Origin of the sequence: Pseudomonas sp. MSSRFD41 (genome assembly GCF_014230245.1) — a bacterium.
GTDB classification, from domain to species: domain Bacteria; phylum Pseudomonadota; class Gammaproteobacteria; order Pseudomonadales; family Pseudomonadaceae; genus Aquipseudomonas; species Aquipseudomonas piscis.
In genome coordinates this window covers 598119-613406 of sequence record NZ_JACKZK010000002.1, presented here as the reverse complement: position 1 = coordinate 613406, position 15288 = coordinate 598119, and the positions used below count along the sequence as shown (strand labels likewise).

The following is a 15288-nucleotide window of genomic DNA, read 5'->3' as shown; positions in this document are numbered from 1 at the left end:
ACTCACATAGCTAAGGGTTCGTCGTAATCCGACAGGGAATCCAGCAGGCTGCGCGGCGCCCCTTCTGCCATCAGGGCCCGACTCATGGCCATGAGAATGGCCACCATGCCGTCAATCTTTTTCGAGCCGCTTTCCTTGGTCGGGGTAATACAGCCCTTGTATTCGTGGGCCACCACGTTACTGGCCATCCAGGACAACAGCGGGTCGCCGTTGTGCCGGACCCGGCCGGAGACTAACGCCGCCTCCAGCTCCCTCATGGCCAGGTTCATGGTCTGGATGCCACCCCCTACCTCGATCACCTCGGCGCCATCCTTCTGCAGCTGGTGCGCCAGTTGGGTAGCGCGCCACTTGTCGTAGGCGACTTCCTCGACTTGGTGCATGCCGGCAATGTCCTTCACGTCCTCGCGGATTACGTCAAAGTCCAATTCCTCGCCATCAGTGGTGATCAGGTGCCCTTCAATGGCCCAGCGCTCATAGGCTTCTTGGTTGGGGCCGTCACCTTGGACGGCCCCCTCGGGCAGGTAATGCCGGTTGAAGAACGACCAGATATCGCGGCCGTTCTCGTCCTTCTCGCGGAACACCAGGGCAACGTCGGCAATGTCACACTTACTCGCCAGGTCAACGCCCAGGTAGCAGCGCTGCCCCTTGAAGTCATCCAGGGACAAGCCCGGGACAGCGGCGCGGTCCCAATCCAGCTGGTTAAGCCATGCCATTTTTGCGTTCACCCATAGGTTGCAATGCTTGGTTTTGAATGCGTTCTGCCGTGACGGGTAACGCACCGCGTCCGCCAGGCTCCGCTGCAGGTTGTCCGGAAAGATCGAAACGCCGTAGTTCGGGTTTGCCTTCTTCAAGGCCTGCAGCGAACGCCAGTCGTCTTGCTCGTCGAGCGTGTAGATCAGGCCGAAAATTTCATCGTTGGCCACCGTCTTATCAAGCATCGCGCACACCTGCTTACGCTTCTCGTAGCACGGACCGGCGATGTTCGATCCGGCGGTGGTGATGGTGAAAATCAGCGGCTGTTCACGGGCCCCCATGCCGGTCAGCATGGTTTCGTAGAGGTCATCACTGTCGTGTTCGTGGTACTCGTCCACCAACGAACAACTCGGCGACGAACCGTCGCCCGGGTCGCCAATGATCGGTTCCAGGCGGCTGCCATCCTCGGGAATAACCAAGCTGCGCGCATTGATTTCAACGCCGGCAGCGTCTGCCAGATCCGGCGTTCTGAGCATCATCAGCCGCGCCGGGCGGAACACTTCCCATGCCTGCTTCTCGGTGGTGGCCCCGCAATACACCTCAGCGCCAAACTCGCCATCCGCGCACAGCATCAGCAGCGCGACCCCGGCGGCAATCACGCTCTTGCCGTTCTTCCTGGGAATCTCGCAATACACCTCGCGGAACCGGCGAAGGCCGGTCTTCTTGTGGAGCCACCCGAACACACAACAGAAAATGAATTTCTGCCAGGGCTCCAGCTTGAGTAACCGCCGCTCGCGAGCCCACTTGCCCTTGGTGTGCGGCAGCAGCTCAACAAAGGCGCAGACCCTTTCAGCCTCAGCCCTGTTGAACTTCCACTTGAACCCCTTTTTCTTGCTGGCCTCCAGGTCGTCCAAGTGACGCTGGCAAGCCAGGCGCACCCACTTACACGCCTCGACCTTGCCGGCCACCACGTCGCGGGCGTACTTGTTCGCCGCGTTAACGCTGAAATTGGCCATTGATCAGTTCCCGCGGTTGCCTCCGAGCAGTGCGGAAAAGGCATTGGATTTCTTGGACTTGGGCACCACCAGGCGCGCCCGACTGGAGGGGTCGAGCCCCAGTGCGGCGCCATAGCTGGTCATCTGGCGCATGGATTCATTGGCCACGGTGCAAGCCGGGTTCTTTACAACCCCCATCGCGGTTGTGACCTTGATCCCGTTACGCATAACGTCCGCCTCGGCCTCTCGCCACCGGCTGTAGGCCAGGCAAAAGCCCTCCAGAACATGCAAGTCCGTCAGGGTCAGCACCTTGGAGTCGATCAGTTCTGGAGCCAGCTTGTCCCACATGCTGCAGGCGATATCGCTCATCCAGTCCGGAGCCGGCGGCGCAATCAGCAGCGTCGAGAACTCCGGTTCCGCGTCGTTGAGTTTGCGTTTGCCGGGGTTGCCGGCCGCTCGCTTCTGCGCGGTGGGCTTGGGCTTGCGGCCGCCACCAGGGGCACGAGTTGCCATGTAACTCCCCGTATTCGTTGTCGGGTCGCCCGGCGCGCCCGGGATACCCTGATTTTTTTATTTCGCGGTCGTATGGAAAAGGCTGGGCGATCGGTGAGGAACGCGAAAACCTGCAGAGATTTTCACCCGCCCCCCTTTTGGCCAATTTTTTGACGATTTTCGGCGGTTTTTCGCCACTCGTTCACGACCTGGCCGCTTTCGCCTCGCGTTGCGTCTTTTCCTTGTGGCAGGCCTCGTTTATCGCTGCCAAATTGCCAGGATCGTCCGTTCCGCCCAGGTGTTTTGGTATTACGTGGTCAACTTCTGTCGCCGGAAGGCGGCGACCTTGGCAGTTTTCGCACTGGCACAAGTACCGATCACGCTTTAGCACAGCGTTGGCCAGCTTCCGCCAGGCCCAGCCATACCCGCGCTGTTCTGCAGTGCCTCGCCCTGGACGGTTCCAGCCGCTGGCCAGGTGCGAGTGAGCATCGCAGTAGCCGTGGTCACTTTGCGTCTTGCCGGGACACATAGGTGAGCGACACGGGCGCTTGGCTCTTGGTGGCATGGTGAGATCTCATGGTTCGGCGCCACGAAATGGCGCACTCGAAAACGTGGCGCGGATCAACTCTCGACCTTTCGACTCATGAAGCGATCGGAGTAATCCCGCAGTTTCTCCACTCCTACAAAGCCGACCATACAGCCAGCAAAAGTGGCCAGGTTGGCCGGGAGCGTGAAGTACTCAAGCAGAGGGATAAGGCTGGAGCCGATCAGGCCGCAGATGACGGCTTCAAGCACCATCTTGCGACCACTACCACCGCCATAGATCACGCGAAAAACGGCAACGATGGCAGCGGTGCCACCTGCATAGATCTGGGGCTGATGGACCGCAAACCATGCCAGTGCTGCCGCCCACAGGTCAGGGTTCTTTTCTGGCATGTTGGACATACTCGATTCCTCCCTTTTTGGGAGAGCAAATAAAAAGCCCCAGCGATTGCCGGGGCTTAGAAGGGAAACCCTATACGGGTTCGATTCAGTTCAAGTTGAAACTAAAAAACATTCATTTCAAACGGCACATACTGAGTCTTGATGCTGTTGAAATAGAAAGCCATCGTGAAAGGCTTGCTTGCGGCCGATTTCCACACATGAGCCATGTTTCCACTTGCTTGCTCTGGTGTTTCATAGTCCGGCTGCAAAGTCCGCATAACCGCATAGGTCGAGCACATCATAGCTTGGACCTGAGCGTCGTTTTTTGCCCCCTGGGAGCCAGTGAACTTGGCGTTAGCAATTTTTCCATTCGCGCTCAAATCAAGAATGACTTCTATCGATGCACTACCCAGCTTCAGCGTCTGATAAACCACCTTGCCGTCTTTGATCAATTCCCCCTTGCTCAACTTCGCAGCGGAGCATTGAGGGATCTCCTTGAGGTGCTTTCCCATACCAGCCTGGAACGTTTTAGGCGTCAACTCCAGGTGGCTTTCCTCTTTGGCCTCCGACTTACCCGCCTCCCAGTTCTCTGGAATGAGGTACTCCGTCTTTTGGGCAGCGCCTGCAATCAGAGGGATCAGCATGAGGCTAATTACAGCTGTTCTCGCAAACATTCCTTTTGCTCTCTCATGTTTGAATGACGCCAGAATGCTATCAGGCTTTCTCACCCCTCAGAAACGACAAACCCCGCTCACTGGCGGGGTCTGGTCCACCCCTCATCCCAGCCCCCAAAAGAGAGGGATGGAGGACTGGGTATGAGGAATGGCGGCCGGATGATGCCAAACAAGGATCAACCGGGCAACACAAAGCCCGACTCAATGGCCGGGCTTTCTCTTGGGTGTCGCGCTTGAAAAGCTAAACACGCTGCCATGAAAACAGGTGTTTATCCGCGAGGAAAGAACTTTTTACGCAGCATCTCGGAATTGCTCCAGCGCGCAATCGATCCAAGCTACGCCAGCCTTGATAACCTCCCTGGCCTTCGCCTCGCTCAACCCGTTCTCGCGACCGACCCGGAGTGCGGGCCACTTCGCACCGTAGTACAGCCAGATGAATCCCCCCATCTGCTCGTCGCGCTTAGTCAGTCTGCCAACCGCACCATCTACGGCCAGGGCCAAGTCGTCGGTGATCACGTACTGTTTCATGCCGCCCTCCGACGGCACATTGTCCCGCATCAGTGCATACAGCGGCGACGTGTAGCGCGGCACACCCATTCCATCCATTCGCCACCAGCCCCACTGCTCTAGCAAGTACTCAGTGTCCCCCAGGGGCTTGTCGATATACGTTCGCTTCTTCATGCAGCCCTCCGCGGGGTCGGATCTTGATCAAGGCCAAACAGCTCTCGTAGCAGCTTGTTGGCGTGTTTGTTCTTGGCGTTGCCCTCGGTGATCCAGCTCTTGGCAAACTGCTCGAAACCGATGTTCGCCCGAGCACCGTGCCAGTCGGCAACGATGTCCATCAGGGCCGCCGAAGCGATACGGCCATTGACCTGCTCTAGCAGCATCCGGTTGCCGACCTTCAGGAACTTGCATTCGACTGAGCTCAGGCTTTTGCGCGGCAACGCCGCAGTTACGTTATTCATTGTCTTTTCTCCCCTTGTATCGATTGGCGTAGCTGCCGCGCCCCATCTCGACCTCGTCGTCGCTGGGCAGACTGCCGGTGAAGTTGGCGAACCGGCCATACTGCCCCTCCTGCTGGACGAAGCAGCTACCGACCCGGGCATGGCGACACTTGGTCATCAGAATCTCGGTGACGCCGTTCTGGCCCGCCTCGCTATCCATGTCACGGTGAGCCATGAGGATGCAGCTGGCGTCCGCCTCGATCTCCCCGGAGTCGCGCAGGTCGCTGGATTGGGGCTTTTTCCCTACCCGCTTTGTCGAATCCCGGTTGAGTTGGGCCAGCTCAATGACCGGAATGTCCAGCTCCTTCGCCAACTGCAAGAACGCCTTGCTGATCTTGCCGACCTCCTCGCTACGACTTCGGCCTGCACGATCGCTACGCACCAGGGTCAGGTAGTCCACCACGATGCCGGCCAGACCGTGCTCACGCTGGCATTGCCGGGCCGTGGCACGGATGGTCGCAGGGGTCTGCACAGGCTCATCGCAGACGAACAGCGGAGCGTTGTTGGCGATTGCTACCGCTCCCACCATGTTCGCCCAGTCGTCGTCGCGCATGTCCTCCGGGTTGTCCAGCTTGCGCAGGCTGACACCGCCTAGCGAGGCGATGGCCCGCAGGCCAAGTTCTTCGCCGGGCATCTCGATAGAGAAGACCAGCCACGGCTGTTTGCGCCTGATCGCGTTGTGCTGGGCAATCTGTAGCGCCAGCGTGGTCTTGCCACTGCCCGGCAAACCAGCAATCACCGTGACCTTTTTCGGGCGAATGCCCTGCACCAGCTCATCCAGTGTTTCAAGGCCAGTCGAGGGCCATTCAGGTGCAACCCCGCGGTGCTTTTCGTCCACCAGATCGGCAGCATCCCCCATCCATTGATCAAGCCGCTTGAACGACTTGGCCTCACCGTCCAAGTTGCGCAGATCCGCCATGGCCTGCTGGGAGGCGGCGATGATCTCAGCGGTGCGAGTGCCCTCCTCCACCATTTCCCTGGCCTGTTCGGCGATGCTGAGAATGCGGCGGATAACGCCCCACTCTTTGACGTGTTTGGCGTATGCCTTCCAGTTCGCCATCGACGGAACGTTGTTGGCGAGCTCCGAGGCATAGGCCAGGACCAGGTCACCGCTGGGCAGCGTCCGCTGAACGGTACCCACCATCACAGGGTCAACCGGTATGCCTTGGGCGTGACACTCGAGCATTGCCTCGAACAGCGCGGCATTGTCGTCATGGAAGAAGTCGCCAGAGGCCATCTGCCCAAGAATATCCTCGACCAGGCCGAAGTCCTGCCCCAGAGCGGCCTGCATCACAGCGCCCAGCACGCCGTGCTCGGCCTCAATGCTGTAGAGCTCTCTCATGCCGTAGCCCTCATGGAGGGCCAGGTGAAGCCCAGCGCCTTGCCACCGTTTTGCCGCAGTCGATCCAGGGCGCGATCGCCAATGTAGGCCTTGAGCCCTTCGGGGCCGAGGTTGCTGATCAGCACCGTGGGCAGCACGGCCTGATAGCGGCGGTCGATGATGCTGTGCAGTAGCCGCAGCTCGTACTCGCTGCCTTTCTGACAGCCGACCTCGTCGATCACCAACAGGTCCAGGGCGCCCAGATGCCGCACCACGTCGTAATCGGTGTACCCGGCACCGGGTACCATCGAGCCTTGGGCAATGCTCACGATCTCCCCGGCCGGAACGATCAGCGCAGTGGCCCTGTCCGCTACAACGGTGCGTACGATAGCCGTGGCCAGGTGGGTCTTGCCGCAACCGACATTGCCGGTCAGCAGCAGCGAGCGGCCATCGCGAAAGTGCTCAGGGAACTGCTCGGCATAGGCCCGGCATTCAGCCAGGGCCTTCTGCTGTCCTTGATGCTCCACGCGGTAACTCTCGAACGTCGCATCCGAAAATCGCGGAGTGATCCCGGCAGAGATCAATGCGGACATTGAGCGCTCGGCTTGGCGCTGGGCGTTGGCCAGGGCATAGGCCTGCGAATCGCGAGGGGCGTTATGCAGCGCCTCCCATGCACAGCGCTTGCAACCACGCGCCAGCATCGAGCCATCGAGCTGCTCGACCTCGCTCATGTCGACCTCGCCATGGACGGCACACTGCCCGGCAAAGCTACGCATGGTCTGGCGGCGATGGAACAGTTCAGAAATTTGCACGGCCATCGTGGCTCTCCTCATACATATCGGGTGTGTGTTGCGGCAGGTCGTTGAAAGACCCAGAGCGGGCGGCGGTTGCGGGGAGTTCGTCCTCCCAGCGCTTGCCGTTCAGCCAGGTGGCAGCGTGGGGAATGAACTGACCACCATCCTTGGTCCATTCAGGAGACTTGCTCCAGGCAGCCAGGGCGGTACCAATGCGGGCGAACAGGGAGGCGTCCACCTTGAGCTTTGCCCAGACCTTCGCGGCCTTGTCCTTTCCAACCCTGCGAGGGTAGAGCTTCCAGAACCGCTCAAACTCGACGCTCGACTCTCCCGAGTTGCACGAGGGTTTTTCAGTCCTTGCTGGTTTTTTCAGTACTTGCTTATCTTCAATACTTACTAGTGTCGGATTTGCCGGATACGGCTGAGCCGTTTCCGGTGAAGCCGGATACGGTGAATCCGGAAGCGGTGTTTCGGACACCACGTAATGGATTTCACCGAGTACGCCATCTTCGGATCGATCCTGCCTGCGCTCGACATAACCTGCCGTGATCAGCTCCTGCAGCAACCCGTAAACTCCATCTCGACCAGTGGGTTTGAACGCGTTGGCAGTTTCGTTACGCAGGTGAGCGACAGACACGTTCCAGTGGTCAGGCTTGCCAAGCAGAAACACCAGCAGGCCGCGAGCAGCCCATCCGAGACGACCATCCTCGATGATCGCCTTGTTGAGCATGTAGAAATTTGCCTCGGGCCGAGGCGCGCGGATGATGCTCATACAGATACCTCTACCCGCCCGCCCTTGCTGGTATTGCAAGGGCGGCAGAGTGTTTGGAGATTTTCAAGGGTTGCCTCACCTCCCAGCACCTCGGGAAAGATGTGGTCGGCGCACAGCTCACGATGCGAGCCGCACCGAACGCACCGGTACATATCGCGCTCCATCACGGCCGTGCGCAGGCGATCCGGGATTTTCTTCTTCCGGTAGGCGGTCTTCTTGTCGTCTCGAGCCCCGAACAGCGCTTGCTTGAGGATTTGCACCAGGCGACCACCCTCCCCATCGCCCTGACGGGCGACGTACATCAGCAGGTCGCGGTTTTCATCCAGGTAGGCGCAGAAATTGTCGATAGCTTCTGTCTCTTTCGCGGCGATCGCTTCGAAGTACTGATCGCGGTCTTCGTAGATCACCCCATCGACTTCGCCGAAGTAAACGGGCTTCCGCAGGATTTGGTCGATGCTCATACATCAAGCTCCCCAGAGACGCGGCCGATGAAGTCGTCGTAGCTCTCGCTGATCTGGAAACCTTGCCGCTCCAGCGCTTCGCGATAGGCTTTGGCCGATCCATACAACACCCAGCGCTCGCGCTCGGGCAGATCCTTGAACTGGGCGTAGGTCGGCCAGGGGCCGGTCACGATCGTGGCTGTACGGAGCTCCTGGGGGGGTGTATGAGGGTTGATGATGGTCATTGCAGCGTCTCCCCAATCATCGGGGACTCGCCCGCCGCCCGCGCTTCCGCAGACTCACTGCTCAGCCTCAGCACCAGCACACGAAGGGCCATGTTCGCGTTCGCGATGGATGCAGCCAAATCCCATGCGGTGTCAGCGTCAAGGCGCAGATCCTGCGTGTGAGTCAGCTCGTCATAGGCATCGTCGGTCAAGTTGAAGCTCATCGCTGCCAGCGTGAAATTGTCGAACTGCTCGAAATAGAACTGGTCATGGTGGATTTGACGATCGACTTTGAATTGAGCGCTCATGCCTCACCTCCGTCGCGCGAAATTCCGCATGCGGCGAGCAAGCGGCGCGTCTGCTCTCTCTGAATTTCGCGGGGTTCTACGCCAATGATTCGGCGAACCAGCACCCGAGCGCATATCTGGGCCTCCAGCGAGTTGCCATAGGCTTCTTGCTGATTGATCTGCCAATGGTCACGCGAGTCGGGGTCATTGGGGTTGCCGATGATCTCGACTGTGCTGTCGAGCAGATCCCAGATCCGGTAGATGAGCTGATCACTGGCAAGCAAGCTCATGGTCTCGTCGTTGATGTGCACGGTTGCTGCAGGCTGAGGAAATCCGATGACATTGCTCATTGAGGCACCTTCTGGACCAGGCGGAACCGGCCCTCGAAATATGGGTGGGTCGCCTGGGTGGCGGTGACCATCGTGGATTCGGAAACGAAGCGGTGGAAAGCGGCTGTGACGTGGTGCTTCGACCAGACGAGATACTGCGAGCCGAGCGCTTCTTCGTGGCCGTTGCGAACCATGCCGGCCGGGTTTGGCTGGTTCGGCCAGACCCTCAGCACGTAGTCGACGACGGCGCCTGAGAGCCCGTGGCGCTTGAGCATCGTTTCCTTGACGCGAGTGAGCGCCTGGCAGTTCTGCGGGCAGTGATCCCATACCACCGTCTGGCTAAGGTCCTCGACGCGGCGCTCGATCCGTTCCAGCGCCACCTGCTGCTCCCGCTGCTGGCGCTCGACTGCCACCAGGTGGTTCGCGTTGGCGGCGATGATCTCGGCCTGGGTCATCGGGCGGGCGGCCTGCTCTTCCAGGGCCTGCCAGCGATCGACCAGCGCCGCGGTAAACTCTGGGCAGAGCTGAGCCACGACGATGAAGCTGTCGCGCTTGCTGACCAGGTACTCGACCGCCGGCCGACCGAGACTGTCGAGGTATTCCACCGATGGTGGCGCACCGATAACCTTCCGCTCGACCAGCCTTTCAATGGTCCGCTTGACGCTATCGTGGCGAGAACCAACCAGATCGGCGATCTCACGGGAGGACATGGTGACGGCATCGCCGCCTTGGAATTTGACGATGCTCATTGGCGCGCCTCCATCGAGTTCATCACCTCGCAGAAATCGTCGTGAGCCCGACCGCTGATCAGCAGAACCGCCCTCATGACCGCGTCAACATCAAGCGAATCGAGTTGAGGTGGCTGATCACTTCCGCGCAGCGCCTCGTTGTTGATCAGGATCTTCGCCAGGCTCTCGATGGTGATCAGTGAGGTCTCTAGGCGATCTTCAAGAATGGCCTCCCGGCTCATAGGTCACCCCCGGTAGCTTGCTGGGCTTTGCCATTGGCCTTGGAAACAATGGCTGCAATCGACCTGAAGTGTTCGAATGCAGCGGCCATGCTCGTAGCGCCCGCGTCGTCGAAATACTTCGCCAAGTCGGTCAGCACTGGTACGTCTTTGCCACCGCCGGTCTCAGCGTCACGAGCGATGGCGCGAGCGATGGCTGCAACCCAGGTGCAAACTTCAATGGTCGCGTCTGCCTGAAATTCCGCGTCATCTGCCAAGCTCTTGATCTCATCGATAGAAGTACTCATCGCGAGCCCTCCACGGGAATCCGCGCCACGTTCTGCGATTCGCCGTTTTGTGGCGCAGAAATAGCCTCGTCATACCGCCCTTCAAGGCTGCTGATGTTTTCAGATTCGAGGTTGGCGATGTCGCCAGCTACGGAAAGCCCCAGGTTGACCAACTGCTCCAGGGTGTCACGGGTGAGGTCTTGATTTTTCATAGCAAGAAACAAGGCCTCGATCTGGAAAAGCGCCTCCCGGCAGGTGATGAGCTCATTCAGGGCCGCGCGGGCAATTTTCTGCAGGTTCTGAGTTGAGGCGGTCATTGGGCATCCTCCGCCGGGTATGCGGCCCTCAGTCCGCGCTCTGCAGATCGGCACAAGGTACCGACCACATCGCTGAGGAAGCCCAGTGCACGAATTTCGCTCAGATAGCTGAGCTCGCCGTCATTGATCGCATACGCAAGGCGACCAGACAGCTGGCTAGCGCCGTCAGCAAGGTCGGCGGCAAATCCCAAAGCGCCAATGAGATCGGCATCTGGATTGATGCGAAAAAGATCGGTGTAATCCGGGCCAAATTCGCAAACCCTCAACTTGGGGAGTTGCGCAACTGATGGGGCGGTGCTATTTTTTGGGTTCGGCATTACTTCGTCTCCTTCAAGACGATTAGATACAAACCACTCGTTGGCGCGAGTGGCGATTAGAAAAGCTCAGCCAAGTGCTGGGCTTTTTTGTTGCCCGGAGAAAAGTCAGCCGGACAGCAAAAACAGGGGGGAATGACGGAGGCTCACGGGAAGGCCTGCTTGGTACTGGATGTTTGAACAGCACCATCAGCGGACTGATGGGCGGGCGGGACTGGGCGTACAGTTTCGGTCAAGGTTGGAGCGGGGTTTGCGAGGGATGGCCTAAGTTGAGACGCAAGAAATTTGCCATCGGTAATGCGCTCGGCAAGAAAGGCCACTTCAGCAGAGCAGCCATGGACACCCCGAATCCATCCGCTAACAGTTCCCTGGGTTACTCCAAGAGCTGCAGCTGTTGCTACCTGCCCCCCGAAGAAGGACGCTAATTCGTTGAAGATGCTCATGATAAAAACAGACCTTGTAGAGGTATTCCTTTATCGTATTTACAGGCAAACCTTTTTGCAAGGAAAAAGGCAATCCATTAAATTGAGCAGCTATGGAACTTAAAGATCGCCTCAAGTACGCACGCAAGAAAGCAGGGCTCACTCAGGTGGAGCTGGCTGAGCGTGCGGGCATAAAACAAGCATCCGTGTCCGAAATAGAGCGCGGCCTCTCAAAATCCAGCGGCCATCTAGTCCGCCTGGCTCAGGTTTGCGGAGTTGACCCGGTATGGCTGTCAGAGGGAACGAAGTTCCCTGGGCACCAGTGGGCGTCGACGGTTGGAGGGTTTCAGGCCAAGATTATCCCTGAAGACTTCCAGAAAGTGATTGAGTCAAGCCCTGCCCAGCTTGGAGCGATTGAAACTTGGGACGACGAAACGCCGCTCCATGACGACGAGGTTTACGTCCCCTTCCTTCAAGAGGTCGAGCTAGCCGCGGGCACAGGCCGATTCGCGATCGAAGAAAGCGATACCGCCCGGCTACGCTTCTTTAAAAAGGATCTGCGCCAGAATGGCGTGCAGTTCAATAACGCAAAATGCGTAGCCGTAAGCGGCAGCAGCATGCAGCCCGTTTTGCGTGATGGAGCAACTGTGGGCGTCAATACAGCAAAAAGCGCGTTCACCGACATCGTTAACGGCGAGATGTATGCGATCAGTCATGATGGCCAGCTACGCATAAAGCAGGTATTTCGACTGCCTACTGGGCTACGCCTGCGCAGTTTTAACCGGGATGAATACCCTGACGAGGACTACACCTTTGCCGAGCTTCAGGAGCAACAGATCTCAATCATTGGGCACGTATTCTGGTGGGCAATGTATTCCAGGTGATCCTCAGGTCAACGCAGCCCGCCATGAGCGGGCTTTTTTCACCCCCTCGATCCTTCTGCCGCAATTAAGTTTCGAATTAAGCCAAAAAATAAAGGTATTCCTGTTGACCTTTTAATAAAGGATATCCTATATTTTGTCCATCGCAACCAGCATGGAGCTACCAGCATGACTTCCACCACCATCAACTTCGCGGGCTTCACAGGCTTCCTTGGCCGCGGCGCAGCTCCGCGCGAGCTGCAGTGTCTGATGGCGATTGCTGGTGGCGCATCGGGAAAAGAGGTCGCTCGCGCCCTTGGAATCAGCGAGGACGGCGTGAAGAAGCGCCTAATCGCGCTGGGCACTAAGTGGGGCGTCACCCGCCGAGCCGCATTGGTTGCCGAAGGCTTCCGGCGAGGAGTTATCAGCCCTGCCGCGATCCTGGCCGCAATTCTGGCAGTGCATGGCGCAGTCAGCGACGACCAGGTCCTGCGCATTCGCCGTGGTGGTAGCGAGAAACGGGTCGAGCTTCGCGTTGCGGCACGGCGGGTTGAGCAACAGGTGGCGGCGTAGTCAGCGTCGAGGGCTTTCAGCGAGAGCCCTGTGCGGTGACCAAGCCTGATCGAAGGGGTAGCGAAACGCGACCCCATCCTTTCGGAGATACCAGATGAACTTGATTCAACGCAGCTTCAACGGCCACTCGATCCAGGTGATTCTGGATGAGAACGGAGAACCGTGGTTCATCGCGATGGAAGTCGCCGAGGTACTGGGCTACAGCGATGCCTACGAGATGACCAAAAAGCTGGATGACGACGAAAAGCAAAACCGGCAAATCGCAGGTTTTGGACCACGCGGCATCTCGACCATCAACGAACCAGGCCTGTTCTCGGCAATCCTTACCAGTGGCAAGCCGGAAGCCAAGCCATTCAAGCGCTGGGTAACCCATGAAGTACTGCCAACCATTCGCCGCAGCGGCAGCTATTCGATGTCCCAGCAGCAACAACCCCCAAGCGCCAATGACGCGACGATCTTTATCGAATCAGCGGCCCGCGCTTTGAACCTCTCGCCCAGCGCTACCTTGGGCATGTATCAAAAGTACGGAGCGAAAATCGGTCAGGCCGACCTGCTACCTAACTATGCAGTTGATGCTCCGGATGGCAGCGATAGCAGCCATACAACTGCTGCCCTTGCCACTTTGATCAAGAAGAAGTCTATGCCCTTTACGGCGCGCAAGGCGTACTTGTGCATGCAGTCTGCGGGGATGGTCGAGCGCAAGCAGCGTCCAAGCAAAAGCAAAGGACTCAAAGAGTTTTGGGCGCTGACTGATGCAGGCCTGACATACGGCAAAAACGTAACTAACCCGGCGAATCAACTTGAAGTTCAAGTTCACATTTACGAAAGCAAGTTCGACGAACTGTGCGAACGTCTGGATATGTACGACCTGCGTTAACTAGAAAGTAACGCCACAACTTTAACTGATTGCCAAGTTATTCGGCACGCCCTCGGCTTGCCTGGAAAAACCAATAAGGAGGCTCGCTCGAACCGATTGGTCAGCCATCCGTGACTGGTAAAGAACCAAAGGCTCGAGCGAGCCGGCCAGTAGTAGATCCTATTTATGGAGCCAAAACCATGAGCAGCATTGATCGCGTGACTTTGATCTTACGCCCCAGCGATGGTGGCAACCTGGAAAGCATCCTGCCGTTCGCCAAGCTCGGCGCCCACGTTTCGATCGGGCGCGGACTGGCTGTGATTGCCGGCGCCAGCCTGGGCGACCTGCAGGCCATCCTTGAGGAACAACAGGCGAAGCCTCGATCGACCTCGGTTGACAGTGGCACTGTCAACCAGAACGTCAATTTCGGTGAAAACGTCAACCAGCACCAAGACGACCTGGAGCCTGACCTCATCGCAATCATTGCCGCCCTCCAGCAGAAGATCAGCCTGATGGAGGCGCCGCTCGATATCGATGATCGCGTCCGCATGACTGCCGATGCCCGCCGGTACCGATGGCTGCGCGATCATGCCGTGTCAACCGGAAGCGGTTTCACTCCCGCCGTGTTCGATAGGGCAGGCGGTATCGGCACAGCGCGTGTTGGCGAGGACCTGGACCTGCGCATTGATGCTGCGATCCGGAGCTTCACCCAGCAGCAGGCGGCGCAGGGAATGCAGGAGCATCCGCTATGAAGTCCATGATCATTCTCGCGCTCGTTCTGCTCGCCAGCGCCAGCCATGCCGCGACCTGGTACCCGGGTTTGCGGGTTGTGCATGACCCAAATCGTCACGTCACCTGCTGGATCGTAGGCCCAGGCGAAGGCACGGGCATCAGTTGCTTGCCCGACGACCAGATCCAGCGCCAGCCCACCCTGGCCCCGGAGCAAGATCAGGACGGGCCTACCCCGGCCGCGGTTCCGCTCCAGCGCCAGCACGAAGAGGTATTCCAGCTATGACCATGACCTTCAAATTGGAAGATAAGCCCGGCGCCGGCTCTGTATTCGCCAGCCTCGGCGCCCGTCTGGTGCGCTTCGGCCAGGCCCTGCAAGAACCCTCCACCAGGGTCGGCGAGCTTGTGGCCATGGCCCAGGCCTGCGGGATCAACTTCAAACTTCGCGTAGTGACCGAGTCGGAGGGGCGAAGTGATGAGTAAGGCAAGCGCCGAGCTGACCGCCCTGGCAAGCCGCATCCTGACCGATCGCAGGTTCTGCTCGGACGAAAACCACAGAAACCTTGCTGCAGGCTGCTTGGCCCTGAGCGAGGAGATCGATCGGCTCAAGGAGGAGCTGAAGGTCGCAAACCACGCATGCTTTCTGAGCATCGCCGAGAACAAGTCCCTACGGGGACAGCTGAATAGCGTACTGGATGCCAACGAGAAGCTGAGCCAGTACCCAGCGCCATTGCGCGCTTTCGCCATCGAGCTGGTTGATGCCAGCTATGAGGGCGGTAGTTTTGACGGTTGCGATATTCAGGACATCGCCGTGAGGCACGGCCTGCTGCGCATCGAGCGGCGGGACAAGGAGTGTGGCGAAGCTTGCGCCTGCCGCGAGTATGGATTCCCGGTCGACTGCTACCGCAAGACGGCGCTGCTAGATCAGCGTGACAGTCAGAACCTGACGCATCAGGCGGAGTAAGAGCATGCGTTACATGACCGTCAGAAAGTTCGCCAGCGAGTCTGGCTACACCGAGGACGCGATCAGATCGA

General features: G+C 58.8%; 27 protein-coding genes. 7 read left to right on the top strand and 20 right to left on the bottom strand.

The window, feature by feature from the left end; genetic code table 11:
- Positions 1–2 precede the first annotated feature (2 nt).
- The 20 genes from H7A76_RS06490 to H7A76_RS32595 all read right to left on the bottom strand — a co-directional run bounded on the left by H7A76_RS06490 (position 3) and on the right by H7A76_RS32595 (position 11256).
- Complete coding sequence (locus tag H7A76_RS06490; protein ID WP_185697739.1) at positions 3–1709, bottom strand: terminase large subunit; 1707 nt, start codon at positions 1707–1709, stop codon at positions 3–5.
- Positions 1710–1712: 3 nt separating this feature from the next.
- On the bottom strand, positions 1713–2201 hold the full coding sequence (locus H7A76_RS06485; protein WP_185697738.1) for a phage terminase small subunit P27 family: 489 nt from the start codon (positions 2199–2201) through the stop codon (positions 1713–1715).
- A 181-nt stretch (positions 2202–2382) separates the two neighbouring features.
- Positions 2383–2709, bottom strand: a complete 327-nt coding sequence (locus H7A76_RS06480) for an HNH endonuclease signature motif containing protein (protein WP_312026242.1) — start codon at positions 2707–2709, stop codon at positions 2383–2385.
- A gap of 92 nt (positions 2710–2801) precedes the next feature.
- Complete coding sequence (locus tag H7A76_RS06475; protein WP_185697736.1) at positions 2802–3125, bottom strand: phage holin, lambda family; 324 nt, start codon at positions 3123–3125, stop codon at positions 2802–2804.
- 101 nt (positions 3126–3226) lie between these two features.
- Positions 3227–3748 carry a hypothetical protein gene (locus H7A76_RS06470; protein WP_185697735.1) on the bottom strand — a complete coding sequence of 174 codons (522 nt, stop codon included), beginning with the start codon at positions 3746–3748 and terminating at the stop codon, positions 3227–3229.
- A gap of 321 nt (positions 3749–4069) precedes the next feature.
- Positions 4070–4459, bottom strand: a complete 390-nt coding sequence (locus tag H7A76_RS06465; RefSeq protein WP_185697734.1) for an antiterminator Q family protein — start codon at positions 4457–4459, stop codon at positions 4070–4072.
- Entirely contained in the window at positions 4456–4743 is a 288-nt protein-coding gene (locus H7A76_RS06460; protein WP_185697733.1) for a hypothetical protein, read from the bottom strand. The genes H7A76_RS06465 and H7A76_RS06460 overlap by 4 nt, the downstream gene beginning before the upstream one ends.
- The gene (locus H7A76_RS06455; RefSeq protein WP_185697732.1) at positions 4736–6124 is read right to left on the bottom strand and encodes a replicative DNA helicase; all 1389 of its coding nucleotides are present in this window, start codon (positions 6122–6124) and stop codon (positions 4736–4738) included. Before H7A76_RS06455 ends, H7A76_RS06460 begins: the two co-directional genes overlap by 8 nt.
- Positions 6121–6921, bottom strand: coding sequence for an ATP-binding protein (locus H7A76_RS06450; RefSeq protein WP_185697731.1), 801 nt, complete (start codon positions 6919–6921; stop codon positions 6121–6123). The genes H7A76_RS06455 and H7A76_RS06450 overlap by 4 nt, the downstream gene beginning before the upstream one ends.
- Positions 6902–7669 carry a hypothetical protein gene (locus H7A76_RS06445; protein WP_260497913.1) on the bottom strand — a complete coding sequence of 256 codons (768 nt, stop codon included), beginning with the start codon at positions 7667–7669 and terminating at the stop codon, positions 6902–6904. The genes H7A76_RS06450 and H7A76_RS06445 overlap by 20 nt, the downstream gene beginning before the upstream one ends.
- Positions 7666–8130, bottom strand: a complete 465-nt coding sequence (locus H7A76_RS06440; RefSeq protein WP_221775117.1) for an HNH endonuclease — start codon at positions 8128–8130, stop codon at positions 7666–7668. The genes H7A76_RS06445 and H7A76_RS06440 overlap by 4 nt, the downstream gene beginning before the upstream one ends.
- Positions 8127–8354 carry a hypothetical protein gene (locus tag H7A76_RS06435; protein WP_185697730.1) on the bottom strand — a complete coding sequence of 76 codons (228 nt, stop codon included), beginning with the start codon at positions 8352–8354 and terminating at the stop codon, positions 8127–8129. Before H7A76_RS06435 ends, H7A76_RS06440 begins: the two co-directional genes overlap by 4 nt.
- Positions 8351–8641, bottom strand: coding sequence for a hypothetical protein (locus H7A76_RS06430; RefSeq protein WP_185697729.1), 291 nt, complete (start codon positions 8639–8641; stop codon positions 8351–8353). The genes H7A76_RS06435 and H7A76_RS06430 overlap by 4 nt, the downstream gene beginning before the upstream one ends.
- On the bottom strand, positions 8638–8970 hold the full coding sequence (locus H7A76_RS06425) for a hypothetical protein (protein ID WP_185697728.1): 333 nt from the start codon (positions 8968–8970) through the stop codon (positions 8638–8640). The genes H7A76_RS06430 and H7A76_RS06425 overlap by 4 nt, the downstream gene beginning before the upstream one ends.
- Positions 8967–9698, bottom strand: coding sequence for a Rha family transcriptional regulator (locus H7A76_RS06420; RefSeq protein WP_185697727.1), 732 nt, complete (start codon positions 9696–9698; stop codon positions 8967–8969). The genes H7A76_RS06425 and H7A76_RS06420 overlap by 4 nt, the downstream gene beginning before the upstream one ends.
- Entirely contained in the window at positions 9695–9919 is a 225-nt protein-coding gene (locus H7A76_RS06415) for a hypothetical protein (protein ID WP_185697726.1), read from the bottom strand. Before H7A76_RS06415 ends, H7A76_RS06420 begins: the two co-directional genes overlap by 4 nt.
- On the bottom strand, positions 9916–10203 hold the full coding sequence (locus H7A76_RS06410) for a hypothetical protein (RefSeq protein WP_185697725.1): 288 nt from the start codon (positions 10201–10203) through the stop codon (positions 9916–9918). Before H7A76_RS06410 ends, H7A76_RS06415 begins: the two co-directional genes overlap by 4 nt.
- Positions 10200–10499, bottom strand: a complete 300-nt coding sequence (locus H7A76_RS06405) for a hypothetical protein (RefSeq protein ID WP_185697724.1) — start codon at positions 10497–10499, stop codon at positions 10200–10202. The genes H7A76_RS06410 and H7A76_RS06405 overlap by 4 nt, the downstream gene beginning before the upstream one ends.
- Positions 10496–10816, bottom strand: coding sequence for a hypothetical protein (locus H7A76_RS06400; protein ID WP_185697723.1), 321 nt, complete (start codon positions 10814–10816; stop codon positions 10496–10498). Before H7A76_RS06400 ends, H7A76_RS06405 begins: the two co-directional genes overlap by 4 nt.
- A 143-nt stretch (positions 10817–10959) precedes the next feature.
- Positions 10960–11256, bottom strand: a complete 297-nt coding sequence (locus H7A76_RS32595; RefSeq protein WP_185697722.1) for a transcriptional regulator — start codon at positions 11254–11256, stop codon at positions 10960–10962.
- Between the two features lie 92 nt (positions 11257–11348).
- On the opposite strand from H7A76_RS32595, the gene H7A76_RS06390 reads away from it, so the two are divergent.
- From H7A76_RS06390 to H7A76_RS06360, 7 genes are all read left to right on the top strand, one after another.
- The gene (locus H7A76_RS06390) at positions 11349–12119 is read left to right on the top strand and encodes an XRE family transcriptional regulator (RefSeq protein WP_185697721.1); all 771 of its coding nucleotides are present in this window, start codon (positions 11349–11351) and stop codon (positions 12117–12119) included.
- A gap of 165 nt (positions 12120–12284) precedes the next feature.
- Entirely contained in the window at positions 12285–12668 is a 384-nt protein-coding gene (locus H7A76_RS06385) for a LuxR C-terminal-related transcriptional regulator (RefSeq protein WP_185697720.1), read from the top strand.
- Positions 12669–12762: 94 nt separating this feature from the next.
- Entirely contained in the window at positions 12763–13545 is a 783-nt protein-coding gene (locus tag H7A76_RS06380; RefSeq protein WP_185697719.1) for a Bro-N domain-containing protein, read from the top strand.
- Between the two features lie 179 nt (positions 13546–13724).
- Positions 13725–14276, top strand: a complete 552-nt coding sequence (locus H7A76_RS06375; protein WP_185697718.1) for a hypothetical protein — start codon at positions 13725–13727, stop codon at positions 14274–14276.
- Positions 14273–14539, top strand: coding sequence for a hypothetical protein (locus H7A76_RS06370; RefSeq protein ID WP_185697717.1), 267 nt, complete (start codon positions 14273–14275; stop codon positions 14537–14539). Before H7A76_RS06375 ends, H7A76_RS06370 begins: the two co-directional genes overlap by 4 nt.
- A complete protein-coding gene (locus tag H7A76_RS06365; RefSeq protein WP_312026241.1) occupies positions 14536–14736 on the top strand; it encodes a hypothetical protein in 201 nt (66 codons plus the stop codon). Before H7A76_RS06370 ends, H7A76_RS06365 begins: the two co-directional genes overlap by 4 nt.
- Positions 14729–15217 (top strand): hypothetical protein, encoded by a 489-nt coding sequence (locus tag H7A76_RS06360; protein WP_185697716.1) that lies wholly within the window; start codon positions 14729–14731, stop codon positions 15215–15217. The genes H7A76_RS06365 and H7A76_RS06360 overlap by 8 nt, the downstream gene beginning before the upstream one ends.
- Positions 15218–15288 lie beyond the last annotated feature (71 nt).

Excerpts from the sequence above, each read along its gene's own strand:
- H7A76_RS06490 (WP_185697739.1), bottom strand. The coding sequence starts at position 1,709 with ATGGCCAATTTCAGCGTTAACGCGGCGAACAAGTACGCCCGCGACGTG.
- H7A76_RS06485 (WP_185697738.1), bottom strand. The coding sequence starts at position 2,201 with ATGGCAACTCGTGCCCCTGGTGGCGGCCGCAAGCCCAAGCCCACCGCG.
- H7A76_RS06480 (WP_312026242.1), bottom strand. The coding sequence starts at position 2,709 with ATGTGTCCCGGCAAGACGCAAAGTGACCACGGCTACTGCGATGCTCAC.
- H7A76_RS06475 (WP_185697736.1), bottom strand. The coding sequence starts at position 3,125 with ATGTCCAACATGCCAGAAAAGAACCCTGACCTGTGGGCGGCAGCACTG.
- H7A76_RS06470 (WP_185697735.1), bottom strand. The coding sequence starts at position 3,748 with ATGCTGATCCCTCTGATTGCAGGCGCTGCCCAAAAGACGGAGTACCTC.
- H7A76_RS06465 (WP_185697734.1), bottom strand. The coding sequence starts at position 4,459 with ATGAAGAAGCGAACGTATATCGACAAGCCCCTGGGGGACACTGAGTAC.
- H7A76_RS06460 (WP_185697733.1), bottom strand. The coding sequence starts at position 4,743 with ATGAATAACGTAACTGCGGCGTTGCCGCGCAAAAGCCTGAGCTCAGTC.
- H7A76_RS06455 (WP_185697732.1), bottom strand. The coding sequence starts at position 6,124 with ATGAGAGAGCTCTACAGCATTGAGGCCGAGCACGGCGTGCTGGGCGCT.
- H7A76_RS06450 (WP_185697731.1), bottom strand. The coding sequence starts at position 6,921 with ATGGCCGTGCAAATTTCTGAACTGTTCCATCGCCGCCAGACCATGCGT.
- H7A76_RS06445 (WP_260497913.1), bottom strand. The coding sequence starts at position 7,669 with ATGAGCATCATCCGCGCGCCTCGGCCCGAGGCAAATTTCTACATGCTC.
- H7A76_RS06440 (WP_221775117.1), bottom strand. The coding sequence starts at position 8,130 with ATGAGCATCGACCAAATCCTGCGGAAGCCCGTTTACTTCGGCGAAGTC.
- H7A76_RS06435 (WP_185697730.1), bottom strand. The coding sequence starts at position 8,354 with ATGACCATCATCAACCCTCATACACCCCCCCAGGAGCTCCGTACAGCC.
- H7A76_RS06430 (WP_185697729.1), bottom strand. The coding sequence starts at position 8,641 with ATGAGCGCTCAATTCAAAGTCGATCGTCAAATCCACCATGACCAGTTC.
- H7A76_RS06425 (WP_185697728.1), bottom strand. The coding sequence starts at position 8,970 with ATGAGCAATGTCATCGGATTTCCTCAGCCTGCAGCAACCGTGCACATC.
- H7A76_RS06420 (WP_185697727.1), bottom strand. The coding sequence starts at position 9,698 with ATGAGCATCGTCAAATTCCAAGGCGGCGATGCCGTCACCATGTCCTCC.
- H7A76_RS06415 (WP_185697726.1), bottom strand. The coding sequence starts at position 9,919 with ATGAGCCGGGAGGCCATTCTTGAAGATCGCCTAGAGACCTCACTGATC.
- H7A76_RS06410 (WP_185697725.1), bottom strand. The coding sequence starts at position 10,203 with ATGAGTACTTCTATCGATGAGATCAAGAGCTTGGCAGATGACGCGGAA.
- H7A76_RS06405 (WP_185697724.1), bottom strand. The coding sequence starts at position 10,499 with ATGACCGCCTCAACTCAGAACCTGCAGAAAATTGCCCGCGCGGCCCTG.
- H7A76_RS06400 (WP_185697723.1), bottom strand. The coding sequence starts at position 10,816 with ATGCCGAACCCAAAAAATAGCACCGCCCCATCAGTTGCGCAACTCCCC.
- H7A76_RS32595 (WP_185697722.1), bottom strand. The coding sequence starts at position 11,256 with ATGAGCATCTTCAACGAATTAGCGTCCTTCTTCGGGGGGCAGGTAGCA.
- H7A76_RS06390 (WP_185697721.1), top strand. The coding sequence starts at position 11,349 with ATGGAACTTAAAGATCGCCTCAAGTACGCACGCAAGAAAGCAGGGCTC.
- H7A76_RS06385 (WP_185697720.1), top strand. The coding sequence starts at position 12,285 with ATGACTTCCACCACCATCAACTTCGCGGGCTTCACAGGCTTCCTTGGC.
- H7A76_RS06380 (WP_185697719.1), top strand. The coding sequence starts at position 12,763 with ATGAACTTGATTCAACGCAGCTTCAACGGCCACTCGATCCAGGTGATT.
- H7A76_RS06375 (WP_185697718.1), top strand. The coding sequence starts at position 13,725 with ATGAGCAGCATTGATCGCGTGACTTTGATCTTACGCCCCAGCGATGGT.
- H7A76_RS06370 (WP_185697717.1), top strand. The coding sequence starts at position 14,273 with ATGAAGTCCATGATCATTCTCGCGCTCGTTCTGCTCGCCAGCGCCAGC.
- H7A76_RS06365 (WP_312026241.1), top strand. The coding sequence starts at position 14,536 with ATGACCATGACCTTCAAATTGGAAGATAAGCCCGGCGCCGGCTCTGTA.
- H7A76_RS06360 (WP_185697716.1), top strand. The coding sequence starts at position 14,729 with ATGAGTAAGGCAAGCGCCGAGCTGACCGCCCTGGCAAGCCGCATCCTG.